Annotated in this window: 15 protein-coding genes; 10 read left to right on the forward strand and 5 right to left on the reverse strand. The window is 63.9% G+C overall.

The features are described from left to right. Positions 1-96: 96 nt before the first annotated feature. A complete protein-coding gene (locus tag ACYPXD_RS00180; protein ID WP_459706410.1) occupies positions 97-774 on the forward strand; it encodes a FadR/GntR family transcriptional regulator in 678 nt (225 codons plus the stop codon). A 208-nt stretch (positions 775-982) separates the two neighbouring features. On the opposite strand, the gene ACYPXD_RS00185 is transcribed toward ACYPXD_RS00180, so the two are convergent. Continuing rightward, positions 983-1,891, reverse strand: a complete 909-nt coding sequence (locus tag ACYPXD_RS00185) for a LysR family transcriptional regulator (RefSeq protein ID WP_459706104.1) — start codon at positions 1,889-1,891, stop codon at positions 983-985. 158 nt (positions 1,892-2,049) lie between these two features. Between ACYPXD_RS00185 and ACYPXD_RS00190 the strand changes: the two genes are divergently transcribed. Both ACYPXD_RS00190 and ACYPXD_RS00195 read left to right on the forward strand, forming a co-directional pair. After that, a complete protein-coding gene (locus ACYPXD_RS00190; RefSeq protein WP_459706105.1) occupies positions 2,050-3,141 on the forward strand; it encodes a tartrate dehydrogenase in 1,092 nt (363 codons plus the stop codon). A gap of 176 nt (positions 3,142-3,317) precedes the next feature. Then, the gene (locus tag ACYPXD_RS00195; RefSeq protein WP_459706106.1) at positions 3,318-4,649 is read left to right on the forward strand and encodes an MFS transporter; all 1,332 of its coding nucleotides are present in this window, start codon (positions 3,318-3,320) and stop codon (positions 4,647-4,649) included. A gap of 49 nt (positions 4,650-4,698) precedes the next feature. Here ACYPXD_RS00195 and ACYPXD_RS00200 read toward each other — a convergent pair whose 3' ends face one another. Further along, positions 4,699-6,165 (reverse strand): ATP-grasp domain-containing protein, encoded by a 1,467-nt coding sequence (locus ACYPXD_RS00200; RefSeq protein ID WP_459706107.1) that lies wholly within the window; start codon positions 6,163-6,165, stop codon positions 4,699-4,701. A 334-nt stretch (positions 6,166-6,499) separates the two neighbouring features. On the opposite strand from ACYPXD_RS00200, the gene serC reads away from it, so the two are divergent. From serC to ACYPXD_RS00215, 3 genes are all read left to right on the forward strand, one after another. Next, a complete protein-coding gene (gene serC, locus ACYPXD_RS00205; RefSeq protein ID WP_459706108.1) occupies positions 6,500-7,597 on the forward strand; it encodes a 3-phosphoserine/phosphohydroxythreonine transaminase in 1,098 nt (365 codons plus the stop codon). Positions 7,598-8,032: 435 nt separating this feature from the next. After that, positions 8,033-8,845, forward strand: a complete 813-nt coding sequence (locus ACYPXD_RS00210; RefSeq protein WP_459706109.1) for a class I SAM-dependent methyltransferase — start codon at positions 8,033-8,035, stop codon at positions 8,843-8,845. Between the two features lie 19 nt (positions 8,846-8,864). Beyond that, on the forward strand, positions 8,865-9,383 hold the full coding sequence (locus ACYPXD_RS00215; RefSeq protein ID WP_459706110.1) for an ArsI/CadI family heavy metal resistance metalloenzyme: 519 nt from the start codon (positions 8,865-8,867) through the stop codon (positions 9,381-9,383). Between the two features lie 20 nt (positions 9,384-9,403). Here the strand turns inward: ACYPXD_RS00215 and prpF are convergent, their stop codons facing one another. Next, on the reverse strand, positions 9,404-10,570 hold the full coding sequence (gene prpF / locus ACYPXD_RS00220) for a 2-methylaconitate cis-trans isomerase PrpF (protein WP_459706112.1): 1,167 nt from the start codon (positions 10,568-10,570) through the stop codon (positions 9,404-9,406). A gap of 93 nt (positions 10,571-10,663) precedes the next feature. Beyond that, positions 10,664-11,320 carry a glutathione S-transferase family protein gene (locus ACYPXD_RS00225; RefSeq protein ID WP_459706114.1) on the reverse strand — a complete coding sequence of 219 codons (657 nt, stop codon included), beginning with the start codon at positions 11,318-11,320 and terminating at the stop codon, positions 10,664-10,666. A gap of 178 nt (positions 11,321-11,498) precedes the next feature. Here ACYPXD_RS00225 and ACYPXD_RS00230 point away from each other — a divergent pair, with 178 nt between their 5' ends. From ACYPXD_RS00230 to ACYPXD_RS00245, 4 genes are all read left to right on the forward strand, one after another. Next, positions 11,499-12,494, forward strand: coding sequence for a LysR family transcriptional regulator (locus tag ACYPXD_RS00230; protein WP_459706117.1), 996 nt, complete (start codon positions 11,499-11,501; stop codon positions 12,492-12,494). Positions 12,495-12,624: 130 nt separating this feature from the next. After that, on the forward strand, positions 12,625-14,232 hold the full coding sequence (locus tag ACYPXD_RS00235; RefSeq protein ID WP_459706119.1) for an MFS transporter: 1,608 nt from the start codon (positions 12,625-12,627) through the stop codon (positions 14,230-14,232). 72 nt (positions 14,233-14,304) lie between these two features. Beyond that, a complete protein-coding gene (locus ACYPXD_RS00240) occupies positions 14,305-15,216 on the forward strand; it encodes a LysR family transcriptional regulator (RefSeq protein WP_459706122.1) in 912 nt (303 codons plus the stop codon). 116 nt (positions 15,217-15,332) lie between these two features. Next, entirely contained in the window at positions 15,333-15,719 is a 387-nt protein-coding gene (locus tag ACYPXD_RS00245) for a YybH family protein (RefSeq protein WP_459706124.1), read from the forward strand. A 77-nt stretch (positions 15,720-15,796) separates the two neighbouring features. Here the strand turns inward: ACYPXD_RS00245 and ACYPXD_RS00250 are convergent, their stop codons facing one another. Further along, positions 15,797-17,317, reverse strand: coding sequence for an efflux transporter outer membrane subunit (locus ACYPXD_RS00250; protein ID WP_459706127.1), 1,521 nt, complete (start codon positions 17,315-17,317; stop codon positions 15,797-15,799). Positions 17,318-17,322: the final 5 nt, after the last annotated feature.

The following is a 17,322-nucleotide window of genomic DNA, read 5'->3' on the forward strand; positions in this document are numbered from 1 at the left end:
GTCCGGCCAGGCGCTGAAGTGCCTGGCCGGACCCGCGTCAGCATGGGATCGGAGTAAGCGCTAAAGCGCTCACTCCGATCGACAGGAGAAACCACCATTCAGCGAGATCTGCACGGCCGCGTCACGCACCAGCTTGCAACGGCCATCCTGCGCGGCGACTATCCGCCCGAATCGATCCTGCCGCGCGAAGCCGACTTGATGGAGGCGTTCGGTGTCAGCCGCACCGTGCTGCGCGAAGCGCTGCGCACGCTGACCTCGAAGGGGCTCATCGAATCGCGGCCGCGCGTCGGCACGCGCGTGCGACAGAAAGATGCGTGGAATCTGCTCGACGTCGATGTGCTCGACTGGTATTCGCGCGTCGCGCCGCCCGTGGATTTCGCGCTAAAGCTGCAGGAAATGCGCGAGATGATCGAGCCGTACGCGGCCGGCCTCGCGGCCGCGTCGCGCAGCGAGCCGGCATTCGCCGCGCTCGATGTCGCGCACGCGGCGATGGTCGCCGCGCGCAATGTCGACCAATGGGTCCGCGCCGACCTCGAGTTTCATCTGAACGTGCTGGCCGCCTGCGGCAACGAATTGCTGATCCCGCTCGGCACGCTCATCGAGCGCACGCTCGAAGCGCAGTTGCGGCTCAATGCGAAGCGCGCCGATGTGTTCAACGCGTCGCTTGCCGAACACACGGCGGTGTTCGAAGCGATTCGCGATCGCGATGTGCCGCGTGCGCGCGACGCGATGGCCGCGTTGCTCGGTGTGACACGCGGGCGCATCGAAGCGTGAGTCTCGATGTGACCAGACACGTCCGAATATGACCAGATGAAGCGAATGTGCCGCTAATGGGCGGCGTTTCGCCAGCCGCTTCGGATACCACCTTGTTGAAATATCCCTTCAGCGCCAAGCTGTGATCGCGGGTTCATCCGTCGCATCCAGTTGTGAATCGTGATTGCGATCCCGATGAGACGCGCCTGAGCGTCGAGCGCGCGACGCGCTACGCGCGAAGCTCCGCTGTGAGGAAGTCGATAAACACGCGCACGCGCGCCGACATCTGATGCAGCGGCGAATAGACCGCGAAGATATCGGCATCGGGCGTTCGATACTCGGGCAGCACCGGCACGAGCGCGCCGCTCTGCAGATAGTCGACGATATCCCACTCCGCGCGCATCAGAATGCCGTGGCCTTCCAGCGCCCATTTCACCGCGATCTCGCCGTCGTTCGTCGTCAGGTTGCCGCGCACGCGCACCGTCGCGGTTTTTTGCGCGGCGCCGCGTCCGCTTGTCAGACGCCAGATGCCGTAGCCATCGTCGCCCTGACGGATACCGATGCAGTTGTGATGCACGAGCTCGGCCGGCGTCTTCGGCATTGTGTGACGCCTGAAATACGCGGGCGCCGCGCAGAGCAGGCGACGGTTCGGCGCGATGCGTCGAGCGATGACGCGCGCATCGGGTGGCTCGCCGAAGCGGATGCAGACGTCGTAGGTGTCGCTGCTGATCGGCGGCGGATCCACCGATAGCTGTAACTGCATATCCACTTCCGGATAACGCTGTACGAATCGCGAAATGACCGGCGCGACGTGGCTGCGCCCGAAGCCGAGCGTCGCATTCACGCGCAACAAGCCTTTCGGCGCCGCATGCGCGCCGCCTAACAGCTGCGCAAGCTCATCCATTTCGCCAAGAATGCGCCGCGCGTGCGTCAGGTAAATCTCGCCTTCCGCCGTGAGACTCATGCGGCGCGTCGTGCGATTGACGAGCGCGACGCCGGCGCGCGCTTCCATCTGCGCAAGGTGCTTGCTGACGGCCGCCGTGGTGACGCCGAGCTCGCGCGCCGTGGCGGTCAGGCTGCCGCGCCCCGCGAGCACGGAGAAAAACGCGAGGTCTTCCGGTTGCACCGAAGCGCCCATTTCGCCGCCTATTCTTAACCTGCAGTTAAAGGTGGTTTAAGTCTAGCAGCGCGGGCGCCAGGCGTCGATTTCTTACCATGGGTCCATCCCCTCGTCACGCAGCCCGTCCGAACGCGGGCGCGCCATTCGCCGAACATTTTCCCAGGAGACACCTCAATATGAAGACCTATCGCATCGCGACGATTCCCGGCGACGGCATCGGCAAGGAAGTGGTGCCCGCCGGCCAGCAGGTTCTCGAAGCATTGGCCGCGCGCAGCGACAAGTTTCGCTTCGAGTTCGAAAACTTCGGCTGGGGTGGCGACTATTACCGCCAGCACGGCGTGATGATGCCGGCCGACGGACTCGACGCGCTACGCAACAAGGACGCGATTCTGTTCGGCTCGGCCGGCGACCCGCACATTCCCGATCACATCACGCTGTGGGGCCTGCGTCTGAAGATCTGTCAGGGCTTCGACCAGTACGCGAACGTGCGGCCGACGCGCATCCTGCCCGGCATCGACGCGCCGCTCAAGCGCTGCAAGCCCGCCGATCTCGACTGGGTGATCGTGCGCGAAAACTCCGAAGGCGAGTACGCGGGCATCGGCGGCCGCGCGCATCAGGGTCATCCGATCGAAGTTGCAACGGACGTATCGATGATGACGCGCGCCGGCGTCGAACGCGTGCTGCGTTTCGCGTTCCGTCTTGCGCAATCGCGCCCGCGCAAGCTGCTGACGGTGATCACGAAGAGCAATGCGCAGCGCCACGCGATGGTGATGTGGGACGAGATCGCCGTGCAGGTCTCGCGCGAGTTTCCCGATGTGAAGTGGGACAAGGAACTCGTCGATGCGGCGACCGCGCGCATGGTGAACCGTCCCGCGTCGCTCGACACGATCGTCGCGACGAATCTGCACGCGGACATTCTGAGCGACCTCGCCGCCGCGCTCGCGGGCAGCCTCGGCATCGCGCCGACCGCGAACCTCGATCCCGAGCGCCGCTATCCGTCGATGTTCGAGCCGATTCACGGTTCGGCGTTCGACATCATGGGCAAAGGCCTCGCGAATCCGGTCGGCACGTTCTGGTCGGTCGTGATGATGCTCGAGCACGTCGGCGAAACGGATGCCGCGAAGCTCGTGATGAACGCGATCGAGCACGTGACCGCGAACCCGTCGCTGCATACCGGTGACCTTGGCGGCAACGCAACGACCGTGCAGGTCACCGAGGCTGTGTGCAAACACATCGCCGCCCATACGCGCGCGGCGGTCGCAGCCTGAGCACCGGGCATCGCGCGAGCGCAGCGCCCGCGCGGCATCCGCCCGCTCGCTGAAGCGCCGGCTGCAATCGATCGCGCAGCCGGCGTCCACGTATCTGAAGGAGCATTGCCACCCCGAAACAAAAACCATCGCGCCGGGCCCACAGAGGCCACGGCGCGGCCAACCGGAGACAAGGCATGGCCGATCTGCAAACGCGCGAGTACGAGGCTCGCGATCTACCCGCCCGCGTCGTGCGCAAGCTCACGTGGCGCATCCTGCCGTTCGTGATGCTGCTTTATTTCGTCAGCTTCCTCGATCGTGTCAACGTCGGGTTCGCTGCGCTTTCGATGAACAAGGCAATCGGCCTTACGCCGACGATGTTCGGCCTCGGCGGCGGAATCTTCTTTCTCGGCTACTTCCTGTGCGAGGTGCCGTCGAACCTGATCCTGAACAAGGTCGGCGCGCGCATCTGGATTGCGCGCGTGATGATCACCTGGGGGCTCGTATCAGCGGCGTCGGCGTTTGTCACCGGACCGACCTCGTTTTACGTATTGCGCTTTCTGCTCGGCGTCGCGGAAGCGGGCTTCTTTCCCGGCATCATTCTGTATCTGAGCCAGTGGTTTCCCGCACGGCAGCGCGCGGTGGCAGCGGCCGCGTTTATGGCCGCGGCGCCGCTCTCGAGCGCGCTCGGTTCGCCGCTCTCCGGCGCACTGATGGAACTGCCGACGATGGGCGGTCTCGCGAACTGGCAGTGGCTCTTCATTATCGAAGCGGTGCCGGCCGTGCTGCTCGGCTTCGCGGTGCTGAAGGTACTGATCGACAGGCCTGAAAAGGCGCCGTGGCTCGCGCCCGATGAGCGCGCGTGGCTGGTCGGCACGCTGCGCGACGAAGACCGCGAACGAGGCCGTCATGCGGGCCACACCGCGGGTGCATGGCGCGCGCTTGCCGACCCGCGCGTGCTGGTGATGGCACTGATCTACTTCGGCACCTCGGCGGGTCTTTATACGCTTGGCCTGTGGGCGCCGCAGATCATCCGGCAGTTCGGCTTCAGCGCATTCGGCACGGGCATGCTGAACGCGATTCCGAATGTGCTCGCGGTGCTCGGCATGGTGCTGTGGGCGCGTCACTCGGACCGCAAGGGCGAGCGTGCGTGGCACGTCATCATTCCGTGCGTCGCCGCGGGGCTCGGTCTCGCCTTCGCCGGCTTGTCGCAGACGGTTGTCGAAGTCGTGCTTGCGCTAATTATCGTGAACGTCGGCATCAGTGCGGCGAAGGCGCCGCTGTGGGCCATGCCGGCTTCGTTCCTGTCCGGCGCGGGCGCCGCGGCCGGCATCGCGATGATCAACTCGATCGGCAATCTCGGCGGCTTCGTGGGTCCGTTCGTGATCGGGTGGCTCAAGACCCTGACGGGCGGTTATGCGGCCGGGCTCTATGTGGTTGCCGTATTCGTCACGCTATCCGCGGTGTTGACGCTGATGATGAATCGCCGCGGCGAACGCGCGCACGCGGTGACGGAATCGGGGTTGTAATTGCCGTTGCCGTTACCGTTGCCGCTGCCCTGGTCGTGCCAACGCGGGGCTACCTGGCCAGCCGCGCGGCCTGCATCCGCTCGAACGCCTCGACGATCCGCTCGACGAACGCGTTCTTGTGCGCCAGCATGCCGCCGCTTGCCTCGCGATGCACGAGCATCGTCGCATTCGCTTCGAACACGAGCACGCGTCCGTCGTTGAGCAGCGTGTAATCGATGCCCGCGTAATCGAGATCGAGCTTTTCGCCAATCGCCTCGAGCGCGCGTGTCGCGCGCTCGCCGAGCGCCGCGCGCGGGTCTTCAAGAAAGCGGTGCTCTTCCTCGAGCTTCCACGCATCCGATGTCATCCCGGCCGAGAAGTAGTGGACCATCCACTGCGGGCCGATCGCGAGATGGTACGGAAACGGCTTACGGTCGATAAAGATGCTTCGATACTTGCGGAAGTGACCGTCCGCGTTGCGGTAATCGCGGAACATCGTCAGGTAGCACGGCGCGTTGAGCGCCTGAACCTCGGGCCATAGCGTATCGATCGACCGGTGCAGCGAGACGCCTTCGCCGCCGTGCTTCGCAAGTGGCCGCAGCAGCAGCGGAAAGCCGACGCAGCCTAGATCGATCTCGCGAGCGAGTTCGTCGCGCGAGACCGGCGGACGATCGATGCGCATGCAGGGCGCGGTCAGCACATCGTCGATATCGGCCAGCAGCGCGGGCAGCACATGACGCTGCGTCTGCATGACCGCAGCCGGGCGATTGAGCAGCGGACGTCCGCAGCGGCGCGCGAACGTCTCGAGGCGTTTGACGAGCGGCTGCGCGACGTCCGGTTCGCCGATCGCGTTGAACACGAGGTCGTAACGCGGCAACTGAAAATCTTCCACTTCATTGGCGCAGTCGATGGCGTATTTGATGCGGTGGCTCGTCTGCACCGGCAGCAACGTATCGAACGGCACATTGCCCGACGCGCGGCCCGCGCACAGAATCAGCACGCGGCGCGGCGCGCGATCCGCGGCTTCGACATACACGCGCTGCAAGGTGTAGGCGCGTGTGCGGTGCCGCTGCGCGTCTTCCGGACGATCGAGCGCATCAAGCACGGCCGCAACGTTTTGATGCGCGATCGCGAGATCCGGTTCGATCGCGAGCGTGTGTTCGAACCAGTGCAGCGCAGCGGCGTGCTCGCCTCGCATGTAGTACGAGGTCGCGAGATTGTAGAGCGGCAAGGGCGAACGCATCTCGGCGATGGCATCGGCGCTCGTGCCGGCCGCGGTGGCCGACGCGATAATCGCATTCGATGTCTCCACCGCGATTCGATGCGCGAGGTAGCCCGTTTCGTTGCCGGCATCGCGCAACGAGTCGGCGAGCGCGGCGTGCAAGCCGGTGTTCAGCGGATCGTCATCGAGCGCGGCGCGCAGTATCGCGATCGTTTTCTCGATGCCTGAATCCTTGCGCGCCGACGGTCCGGTCGTGCGGCCATCGGTCCCCTCGGCCACATCTGCACTATCGGCGGGTTGCGCGGAATGCGCCATGTCGATCCTTCGGAATACAGTTGAAACACGGATTGCAGCGAGGCTGCCCAGTTGCCTCGCTCGTGGCCTGGCTGTGGAGGTGCGTTGATAAGCCAGTTGTAATAAACCGCGCAGGCAGGCCTTTGCAGCGTGCCTCACCTTATGACGTACGCGTGCCGTGGGCTCGGGCGAACAAGCGGGAAATCGGCCCTTTGTTCCCGCATTTGCGATGCCCCCGCCGTTGGTATCGTGGCTACCGTCCATCGTCGCGTCTTGCGTCGGCCATCGTGTCCGCTGCAGCGCAACGATCAACCGCTTATCCGTTCGCACGTGCTGCGCATCCGCAGGATCGAACATGAAACTTAACGCTCTGAATTTCTCCGGCGGCCCCGGCGCGCTGCCCGAAACTGTGCTCGCGCAAACGCGCGATGCGATCGTCGCGCTGCCGGATACCGGCATGTCGGTGCTTGGCATGAGTCACCGGTCCGAATGGTTTCGTTCGGTACTCGAAGAAGCCGAGATGAATTTGCGGCAACTGCTCGGCATCTCGAGCGACTATGCGATTACGTTTTTGCAAGGCGGCAGCAGCCTGCTGTTCGCGACGATCCCGATGAACTTCGCCGCCCGTGCGGCCGCGGCGCCCGAATATGTGACATCCGGCTACTGGAGCGCGAAAGCGACCGCCGAAGCCGCGAAGGTCACGAAGCGCAACATCGTGTGGGACGGCAAGCCGACCGGTTACAGGCAATTGCCCGATTTGCGCGCGCTCGATGTCGCGCCGTCGGCCGCGTATTTGCACTACGTGTCGAACGAAACCGTCGAGGGCCTGCAGTTCGATCCGTGCGAAGCCGGTGATATCGCGGCGCCGCTGATTGCCGACATGTCGTCCGACTTCCTGTCGAAGCCGTTTCGCAGCGACGCATACTCGATGATTTACGCGCATGCGCAGAAAAATCTCGGGCCGGCCGGCGTCACGGTGGCGGTGATCAAGCGCACCTTGCTCGACCGCATTCCCGACGGCCTGCCCGCGATTCTCGATTTCCGCACTCACGTTCTACACAGCTCGAACTACAACACGCCGCCGGTATTCGCGATCTACGTACTGATGCTGGTGACACGGTGGCTGCGGTTCGACATCGGCGGCTTGCAGGCCATGCAGCGTATCAACGAAGAGAAGTCGAAGCGCCTGTACGCGACGCTCGACGCGCTCGGCGATGCGGTCACGATTCATGCCGAGCCGCGCTGGCGTTCGCAGATGAACGTCTCGTTCACGTTCGGTGACAAGCGGCTCGATCAGGCCTTTATTGCCGCAGCGCGGGATCAGGGCATCGTCGGGCTCGAGGGTCATCGTTCCGTAGGCGGCTTACGCGCATCGCTTTATAACGCGGTCACCGAAGAGGCCGTCGAATCGTTGTGTCAGGTGCTAAACGAGTTCACCGTGCAGCACGTTTGAAGGGTTTCCATGCATACGGTGCAAGCTTGAGGCCACGAAATGCCAGGACGTACCGCTTTCATGCCTCACCGGCCCTTCGCCGGTAAAAGGAACAGACACACCGTCAGGTGAAGCACGCGATTGCCGTGCATGTTCGCCGAAGCTGATCCGTCTTCGCGTCCGAGGCGCGGATCGATTTTTCCCAATGTTACTAGTCCTGAAACCCCACGCTTCGATGTGGGGTGGACGCCTATCGCGCGTCCCCTTACGATCACATATCATGGTTAGCAGCGTATGCAAGCAGGCGTGTTGCGCGATACGGCTGGTGCGCGGCGTGTAGCTGCGCTTTTTAACCGGCTCGTGGCCGCGCGTGTACGTCGCGTGTACGTCGCTTGAACGTTGGCTCGTAACGTCGGCTTGTAACGTCACTTGTAACCGTTAAACAGGACACACCGCATGGAACAGGACGCTTTCACCGCATTCGAACGCGACGGCTGGGAGCGACTCGCCGAGGCCTATCAGCCGCGTTTCGGTGAAGTGACGAAGCAATCGAACGGCGCCTTGCTCGATGCGCTCGAGGTTCGCGCGGGCACGCGCTTGCTCGATGTCGCGACGGGGCCCGGCTATGTCGCGGCGGCGGCCGCACGTCGCGGCGCGCGCGCGGTCGGCGTCGATTTCGCGCAGGCGATGGTCGATGAAGCCACGCGCGCGTATCCCGATGTCGAATTTCAGCGCGGCAGCGCAGATGCATTGCCGTTCGACGACGCGAGCTTCGACGCGGTCGGCATCAGCTTCGGTCTGTTGCATTTCGTCGATCCGGACAAGGCGCTCGCGGAAGCGTTTCGCGTGTTGAAAAGCGGCGGCAGAATCGCGTTTACCGTCTGGTCGACGCCGGATCGTGCGGTCGGCTTCGGCTTCGTGTTAAAGGCTGTCGAGGCGTACGGACGTCTCGACGTTCCGCTGCCGCCGGGGCCGCCGTTCGCGCGTTTTAGCGACTGGAGCGAATGCGAACGCACGTTGCGGGCAACCGGTTTTGTCGAACCTCGCGTGGTCGAAGTGAGTCAGACACTGCACACGCGCGCGCCTGAGACTGCGTTTCACATGATGTTGCACGGCGGCGTGCGGATGGGCGCGCTGCTCAAGTTGCAAACGCCTGAAGCGCGCGCATCGATCGAAAAGTCTGTTTTGGAAGACTGCGCGCCGTATCGAAACGGCGATGAGATTCGCGTGCCATTGCCTTGCGTACTGGCATCCGCGACGAAGCCTTGAACTGGTGTGGAGCGGTAATATGAAGCGTATGCACATTCACGTTTCAGTCGAAAATCTGACAGAGAGCATCCGCTTTTACAGCGCGATGTTCGGCGGCATCGAGCCGACTGTACGCAAGCAGGACTATTGCAAGTGGGAGTTGTCCGATCCCGCGGTGAACTTTGCGATTTCGCAGCGTCTTGCGCGCTCGGGCATCGATCATTTCGGCATTCAGGTCGAAACCGAAGAAGAGCTGACCGAAATGCGTAACCGTTTTGCGCTGGCGGAAATTGCCGCTGAAGAAGAGACGGCGTCGCAATGCTGCTATGCGGTCTCCGACAAATCGTGGACGGTCGACCCGCAAGGCGTCGCCTGGGAAACGTTTCGCACGCTCGAGGCGGCGCCGTCGTACGTAAAATCGCGGCACGACGCCGACCAGCCCGATGCGATCACAAGCGATACTCCAACGGATACCGATACCGACCCGACGTCGCCGAATACGCCGTGCTGCGGACCGCAGCAAAGCGCGGTGACGATCGCCTTCAGGCGCCGCCGTTAGTTAAAGCGGGCGCCGCCTTGTCAAAGCGCGGCTTCGGGTATGAGCACGAAGCCTTCCATCAGCCGCCGCGCGCTGCGGCTCATCACCACTTTCGTCACGGTCCAGTTGCCGTCGTTCTGTGCAGCCTCGGCGCCTACGGCGAGGCTGCCCGACGCGTGACCGAAGCGCACGCTGCCGCGTGCATCCGGCGCAAGACGATTGACGATCGTGCCAGGAATCGCAGCGGCGACGGCGATCGCGATGGCGCCGGTGCCGGTCATCGCGTGATGCAGCTTGCCCATCGAGAAAATGCGCGCGTTGAGGTCGAGCGTCGCGGCGTCGACGCGTTTGCCGCTCGACGCGATGTAACTCGCGGGCGGCGCGACAAAAGCGAGCTTCGGCGTATGCGGCCGTTGCGTCGTTGCTTCATCGGTGGTGCGTGCGAGGCCCATGCGCACCGCGGCGTGCGCGCGAATCGTTTCGGCTTTTTCCAGCAGCGCCGCGTTGCCGTTTACGTCGCGTTGCAGTTCGGTGCCGGTCAGGCCTAGCGCTGCCGCATCGATAAAGATCGCGGGGTTGCCGGCGTTGATCATCGTCATGTCGAGCGCGCCGATGCCGGGCACGTCGAGCGTGTCGAGCGCGTGGCCGGTGGGGAACATGCCGGTGTCCGGGGTTTCCGGGTCCGCGTCGCCGGCCGGGTCGAGGAATTCGATCCTGATTTCGGCTGCGGGAAACGTCACGCCGTCGAGCTCGAAATCGCCTTCTTCGACGACTTCACCGTTGCGCATCGGGACATGCGCGATGATTTTTGCGTGGATGTTGGCCTGCCAGATGCGCACGATCGCGATGCCGTCGCGCGGTGCGTCGACGAGCCCCTGCGCAATCGCGAACGGGCCGACTGCCGACGTGAGATTGCCGCAATTGCCGGACCAGTCGACGATCGGCCTGTCGATGGCCACTTGCCCGAAGCGGTAGTCGACATCGCAGTCCGCACGCGACGACGGACCGACTATGACCACCTTGCTCGTGCTCGAGGTGGCGCCGCCCATGCCGTCGATGTGCTGGCCGTAAGGGTCGGGGCTGCCGATCACGCGCAGCAGGATGCGGTCGCGTTGAGGGGGATCGGCGGGGAGCCAGTCGGGACGGAAGAAAACGCCTTTGCTCGTGCCGCCGCGCATGTAGACGGCCTGGATTTTCGATTGCGGCAAGGTTGCCTCCTGAGCGCACTTTTGTCACCGATGATAGGCGAAGTGCAGCGCAGTGCGCAGGAACGAACGCAACCTCTGCTTATCGTCTCGCGCTTACGCAGCCAGAAGCTGCTTATGCCGTGCGACCAGTTCGGCTTCGTCTTTCAGCGCCTGTTTCACCGAAGCGCGCGCTTCGATGCGCGCGATATAGGCCATCAGGTGTTTCAGATGACCGATCTGCGCGCCGGAGCGCTCGTGCCACATCGTGGCCCACACATATGCGTCGGCGACGGTGAACCGGTCGCCGGTCAGATACGCGCGGCCGTCCGCAAGCTGCGCATCGAGTCTTGCGTATGCATTGACGAGCTTTGCACGCGTCCATGCGGTGCCTTCTTCGGTCAGCAGCTTGCGCATAAGCGGGATATGCTTCTGTGCAATCTCGGTCGCGACGAAGGTCAGCAACTGGTCCATCCGCACGCGTTCGATCGTGCCGTGTGCCGGAATCAGGCCCGACTCCGGATGCTGGTCTGCCAGGTACGACGAGATCACGATCGTTTCGGTCAGCTTCTCATCGGCGTGCGCACCGCCATGCCCTTTGTCGAGTACGAGCACTGGCACATAACCAAGCTCGTTCACGTCGACGAAGTTGTCGTTGCCCGTCGTGCTCTTGCCGAATACGTCGTAGTGAATCAGCTCGGGTTCGAGGCCCAGTTCGTTGAAGACGGCTTGCACGGCGAGCGAACAGGTGGCTTGGGCGATGTAGAGTTTCATTTGAGTATCCTTTCGGTGTCCGGGTTGGCTGGGTCGCATGGCGTGTGCGATGGAACAGACTGTACCGGCCGCACTCACGCGGATAAACGCCGTAGCGGTGGCTAGAGCGTCGCCGCGCCGGCGACAATCACAGTCGACGCATGGCGATTGGCGCAGTGTCTTTATCGGGAGAGTTGATATGGTCGAGCGCGCGGACGCTTCGATATCCGAGATATCCGCATTCGAGGCGGTCGCGGTGGAGGGCAGCTTCACGAAAGCGGCCGAGTCGCTCGGCACCAGCAAATCGCATGTCGGCAAGCTCGTGCAGCGGCTCGAGGCGCGCCTGGGGACGCGCCTGTTCCAGCGTACGACGCGCGCGGTGCGCCTGACCGAAGACGGTGAAACGTATCTGCTCGCGGTGCAATCCGCGTTAGGCGGGCTGCGCGAAGCGGAGCAGGAACTCGCCGCGCGCCGCGATGAAGTGGTGGGCCGCGTGCGGCTCGATTTGCCTTCGTCGTTCGGCCGGCTGCTGTTTCCGGCGATTCTCGCGTTGCGGCAGCAGCACCCGAGGCTCACGTTCGAACTCGGCTTCAGCGACAAGATGTCGGATCCGGTCGCCGATGGTTGGGATCTCGTGATCCGTATCGGCGAATTGCCGAAAGACGGCGATATGACCGTGCGCAAGCTCTGCGATACGCGCTTCGGGCTCTATGCGTCGCCGTCGTATCTGGCAGCGCGCGGCGAGATTCGCTCGATTGCGGATCTTGCGCAGCACCATGCGGTGATCTTTCGCGGGCCGTCCGGCCGGCTGCGTCCATGGGCGCTCAACGACGGCGGTACAGTGCGGTCGATTTCTCCATCGCCCACGATGGTCGTCGAAGACGGCCAGGCGCTCAATGATGCGCTGGTCAACGGCCTTGGCATTTCGCAACTGATCGACCGTATCGTGCAGCCGCTCGTCGACTCGGGACGCCTGCAACATGTGCTGCCCGAAGCCGATGTCGCGGGCCTGCCCGTGCACGCGATGATCCCGGCTGGACAGAAGATGCCGTTGAGGACGCGCGTCGTGCTCAATCAGATCGCGGAGTTCTTGAAGGGCGGCCACGGAACAATCGCAGCGGCGGCGCCTGCCGGTTCGCGTAAGCACGCAACATCGAAAGCGCGCCCGATTGTCGCTTCACGGGAGACGGACTGACCACGACCAGGCGGTTTATCGGATGCTCGCGCGCTCGCAAAATGGTGCGCCTTGCAGCCGGACAGACTCGCCGTTGCGTGAACGCGCAACGGCAGCCCATCGCTGCCGCCTTCCCGTGGAAAAGTCCTCGATGAAAACCCAAACGTCCCACTCTTCCGAACGTGGCAAGCTGCTGATCCTGCTTGCCATCTGCCTGGCGGCTCTTGTGCTGCCGCTCGCTTTCTCGGGCGGCGCGGTCGCCACGCCCGCAATCGGCCGCGACCTTGGCGGCAATGCGACCGCGCTGACGTGGGTCACCAATGCATTCATGCTCAGCTTTGGCAGCCTGCTGATGGCCGCCGGCGCGCTGGCCGATCAGTTCGGCCGCAAGCGTCTGTTCGTTGTCGGGCTCGGCGGCTTTGTGGCGACGTCGTTGGCAATGAGCTTCGCCCCCTCGGTCATCGCACTCGATATTCTTCGTGCGTTGCAGGGCATTGCCGCGGCCGCGTCGCTGTCGAGCGGTTCCGCGTCGCTTGCTCAGGAGTTCGACGGACACGCCCGCACGCGCGCATTCAGCATGCTCGGCACGAGTTTCAGCATCGGTCTCGCATTCGGCCCTTTGATGGCCGGGGCATTGATTACGCACTTCGGCTGGCGTTCCATTTTTATCGTGATCGCGGTGATTGGCGCGCTCGCATTCGCATTCGGCGTGCCGAAGATGCGCGAGACGCGCGACCCCGGCGCGACGGGACTCGACTATGCCGGCGCGTTTGCCTTCACCGGCACGCTTGCATTGTTTACGTTCGGCGTGATTCAGGCGCCCGAGAGCGGCTGGGGCAGTCCGCTCGTGATCGGGCTGCTGTGCGCATCGGCATTGTTGCTCGTCGTGTTTATCGCGGTCGAAAGCCGGGCCGAGCGGCCGATGCTCGAACTGAGCCTGTTCCGCTATCCGCGTTTTGTCGGCGTGCAGATGCTGCCGATCGGCACCTGCTACTGCTATATCGTGCTTGTCGTGATGTTGCCGTTGCGCTTTATCGGCGCCGAAGGTTTGAGCGAGATGGACGCGGGCGTCCTGATGATCGCGCTATCCGCGCCGATGCTCGTCGTGCCGATGCTGGCCGCGCTGTTCACGCGCTGGATATCGGCGGGCGTGCTGTCGGGCATCGGCTTTTTGATTGCGGCAGCCGGGCTTTACTGGATGAGCCTCGTCGATATGAGTGCAGCGAAAGCCTCGATCGTGATGCCGATGATCGTCATTGGCGTCGGGGCGGGCATGCCGTGGGGTCTGATGGATGGGCTATCGGTGAGTGTCGTGCCGAAGGAGCGCGCGGGGATGGCGTCGGGCATCTTCAGTACGACGCGTGTTGCCGGGGAAGGTATCGCGCTCGCAATCGTGACGGCGATTCTTGCTGCGTTATCTTATTCGAGTCTTTCGCAGAGCCTGCCTGACGAGCACATGCCGGATGCCGGCCTCACGGCGCGCATCTCCGAAGCCGCGCAGCGTATGACGGCAGGCGACACGATGCATGCGGCCGCGGTGCTGCCGGACATGCCGCGGCACGCGCTTGCACTGAGCTACACGCATGCATTTACGAGTTTGCTGCATGTGCTGATCGTGATTACCTTGCTGTCGGCGTTTGCGGCCTTCGCGTTCCTGAGCCGTACCGCACCGCACGACGAAGACCACGACGAGCCGCGCACTGAAGATAAAAATAAAGCACGAAGCAAAACGAAAATCGCCGATTCCGCGCTTGCGTGAGCGAAGGCAACGCGTGCGTCGAATGGCGTCATTGAAGATGATCCCCCACCCCCAAACGAGGCAGCTAGTCACATGGCCGAGCGCGGCGAAACCTCGATTTCCGATATCGCGTGCTTTATCGCGGTTGCGCAGACCGGCAGCTTCACGCGTGCCGGCGCAGACCTCGGCACGAGCAAATCGAATGTCGGCAAGGCCGTGCAGCGGCTCGAAACGCACCTGGGCACGCGGCTCTTCCAGCGCACGACGCGTGCCGTGCGCCTGACCGAAGACGGCGAAACCTATCTGTTCGCCGCGCAAGCCGCGCTCGATGGTTTGCGCGAAGCCGAGCATCAGCTCGCGGCGCGGCAGTCGGAGCCGGTCGGCCGTGTGCGGCTCGATCTGCCGGCCGGATTCGGCCGGCTGCTCCTGCCTACGTTCGAAGCGCTGCGCCGCAAGCATCCGAAAGTCACGCTCGAACTCGCCTTGACCGACCGTATGTCGGACCCGGTCGGCGAAGGGTGGGATATCGTCGTGCGCATCGGCGAACTGCCTGTCGACAGCGAGATGACGGTGCGCAAGCTGTGCGATCTGAAGCTCGGTCTTTATGCAGCGCCCGCGTATCTCGCGCGCAAAGGGCCGGTCGAAACGATCGCCGATCTCGCCGCGCACGATGCCATCGTATTTCGCGGCCCGACAGGCCGGCTGCGGCCCTGGACCTTGCGCGACGGAACCGTCAAGCGCGAGATGCCGGTGACGTCCGCGCTCGTGCTCGCCGACGGCCAGGCGCTCGTCGATGCGGCCATCGCAGGTTTTGGCATCGCTCAGATACACGATCGCGTTGCGTTGCCGCACGTAAAGGCAGGGCGGCTCGTGCATCTGCTGCCGCACGCGGCTGTCGAGGGTCCGCCCGTCCACGCGATCATTCCGCTCGGGCAGAAAATGGCCGCGAAAACGCGCGCCGTGCTCAACCATCTTGCGGAAAGCCTGCGCGAGGCGGGACGGTAAGCGACTGAAGCCTGGCGTGCCGCGCCGCAGTTCATAAAGTTACAAAGATTCCCGCGCGGTAGCACTTATCCAGCGGTCACTCGACTATGATGGGAGCTACTTCGGAGGAAAAAGCCATGATCGCGACCAGCCCCGAACATGCGGTGGAACTGTTGGACCGGGCATTCAACGAGCAGGACATCGATACGGTCATCGGCTTCTATGAGGACGACGCGGTCGTCGTCACGGAACCGGGAAGAACGGTTCGCGAGCGCGCGGAACTCAAACGTTTTTTCGAGCGCGCCATGAAATCCGGTGTATCGGCGAAGCAACTCAAAACGCATGTTATCGAAGCAGACGGTATCGCGCTGTTCCTGTCGCGGTGGATGCTCGAATACAAGGACACCGATGGCGAGGTCTCGTCGAGAGAACTGGTCGCGACCACCGTTTTTCGCAAGCAGCCTGGCGGCGGATGGAAGGTGCTGATCGATAATTCGCTGGGACCGCAGGTGCTCGAGGCCTGAATACGCCTGAACGCAAGCTTGAACGCCCATCCGGTGCATCGGCATCGGATGGGCGTTTTGTTCAGCGCGTCGCTTGACTACTTCTGCGCGAGCGGCGGCATGGTGGTGTCCGGCATCACCTCGCCCCAACCGCCACCCAACGCCCGAATCAGGTTCACCGTTGCGGCCGCCTGCACCCCCTGCAATTGCACCGCGGCGCGCTTCGCCTGCAGCACCGAGCGTTGCGCCTCGAGCACGTTCAGATAGTCGATCGCGCCTTCCGTGTACTGCGTACGCGACAGGTCGGCGGCTCGCTGCGACGCATTCACCGCTTCATCCTGCTGCTTCGTCTGCGCTTCGAGAATGCGCAGATCGGACAGATTGTCTTCGACTTCACGGAACGCGATCAGCACCTGCTGCCGGTAGTTCGCGACATCCTCTTCATAAACCGCGCGCGCATTCGCGAGATTGCCCTTGCGGCGCCCGCCGTCGAAGATCGGCACGTTCAGGGCCGTGCCCGCGAGCGGGCCGAGCAGGAACGCGCGGCTGCTCCATGTGAAGAGATCGCCGAGCGTCGCCGATTCGAACCCGCCAGTGCCGGTCAGCGTCAGCGACGGAAAGAACGCCGCTTTCGCCACGCCGATCCGCGCGTTCGCCGCGGCCATCGCGCGCTCGGCGGCGGCGATATCGGGGCGCCGCTCGAGCAGCGACGACGGCAACCCCGGCGGCACACGCAGATCGACCGGCTGCAACGGATCGGCCGCCATCGAAAACCCGGCCGGCGCCTGGCCGATCAGCACTGCAAGGCTGTGCTCGGACGCCGCGCGCAGACGTTGCACGGTCATCGCATCCGAACGCGCCGTCGCAAGTTCCGCTTTGGCGCGCGACACGTCGAGCTCGGTCACATCGCCTTCCGTAAATCGACGTTGCGTGAGCTTCAATGCCTGCTCGCGCAGTTCGACGGCGTGATCGAATACCTCGCTTTCCGCATCGAGCTCGCGCAGTGCGAAGTAATTCTGCGCGACGTCGGCCTGCAGCGCGAGCAGCACCGAGCGGAACAGCGCCTCGCTTTGCTGCGTGTCGGCCTTCGCGGCATCGACGGTCGACGCGACGCGGCCGAACAGATCGACTTCGTACGATGCGCTGGCCTGCGCGCGCCAGAACGTCTGCTGCGGAATATTCGTGCCGTCCGGCTGGAATTGCGAGGCGGCCGATACCTTTTGCCGCGTCGGGCCGACGCCGGCGTCGAGCGTCGGGAAGAGGCCCGCTCGCGCGGCCTGGTTCAGCGCACGCGCCTCCTTCACGCGCGCGGCCGCGGCCTTCAGGTTCTGGTTGGCGTCCAGCGCCTGCTGCTCGAGCGCGTCGAGCTTCGCGTCGCCGAATACCTTCCACCATTGGCCGCGCGATACGGCTTCGGACGGCTGCGCCGTCTTCCAGCTGCCCGTTTCCGAGGCGGGCAGCGCGGCTTGTGCAGTCTCATGCGCGGCTTCCTTGAACGCGGTCGGCGTTGGCGTGGAAGGCACTTCATATGTGGGTGCGAGCGAGCAGCCCGCGAGCACGAGCAAAGCGCCAAGCAGCATCGAGCCGGTGAACGCGCCTCGCATCATCAATCGTTTCATGATGT

The sequence above is a fragment of the Paraburkholderia sp. 2C genome, from assembly GCF_054589215.1.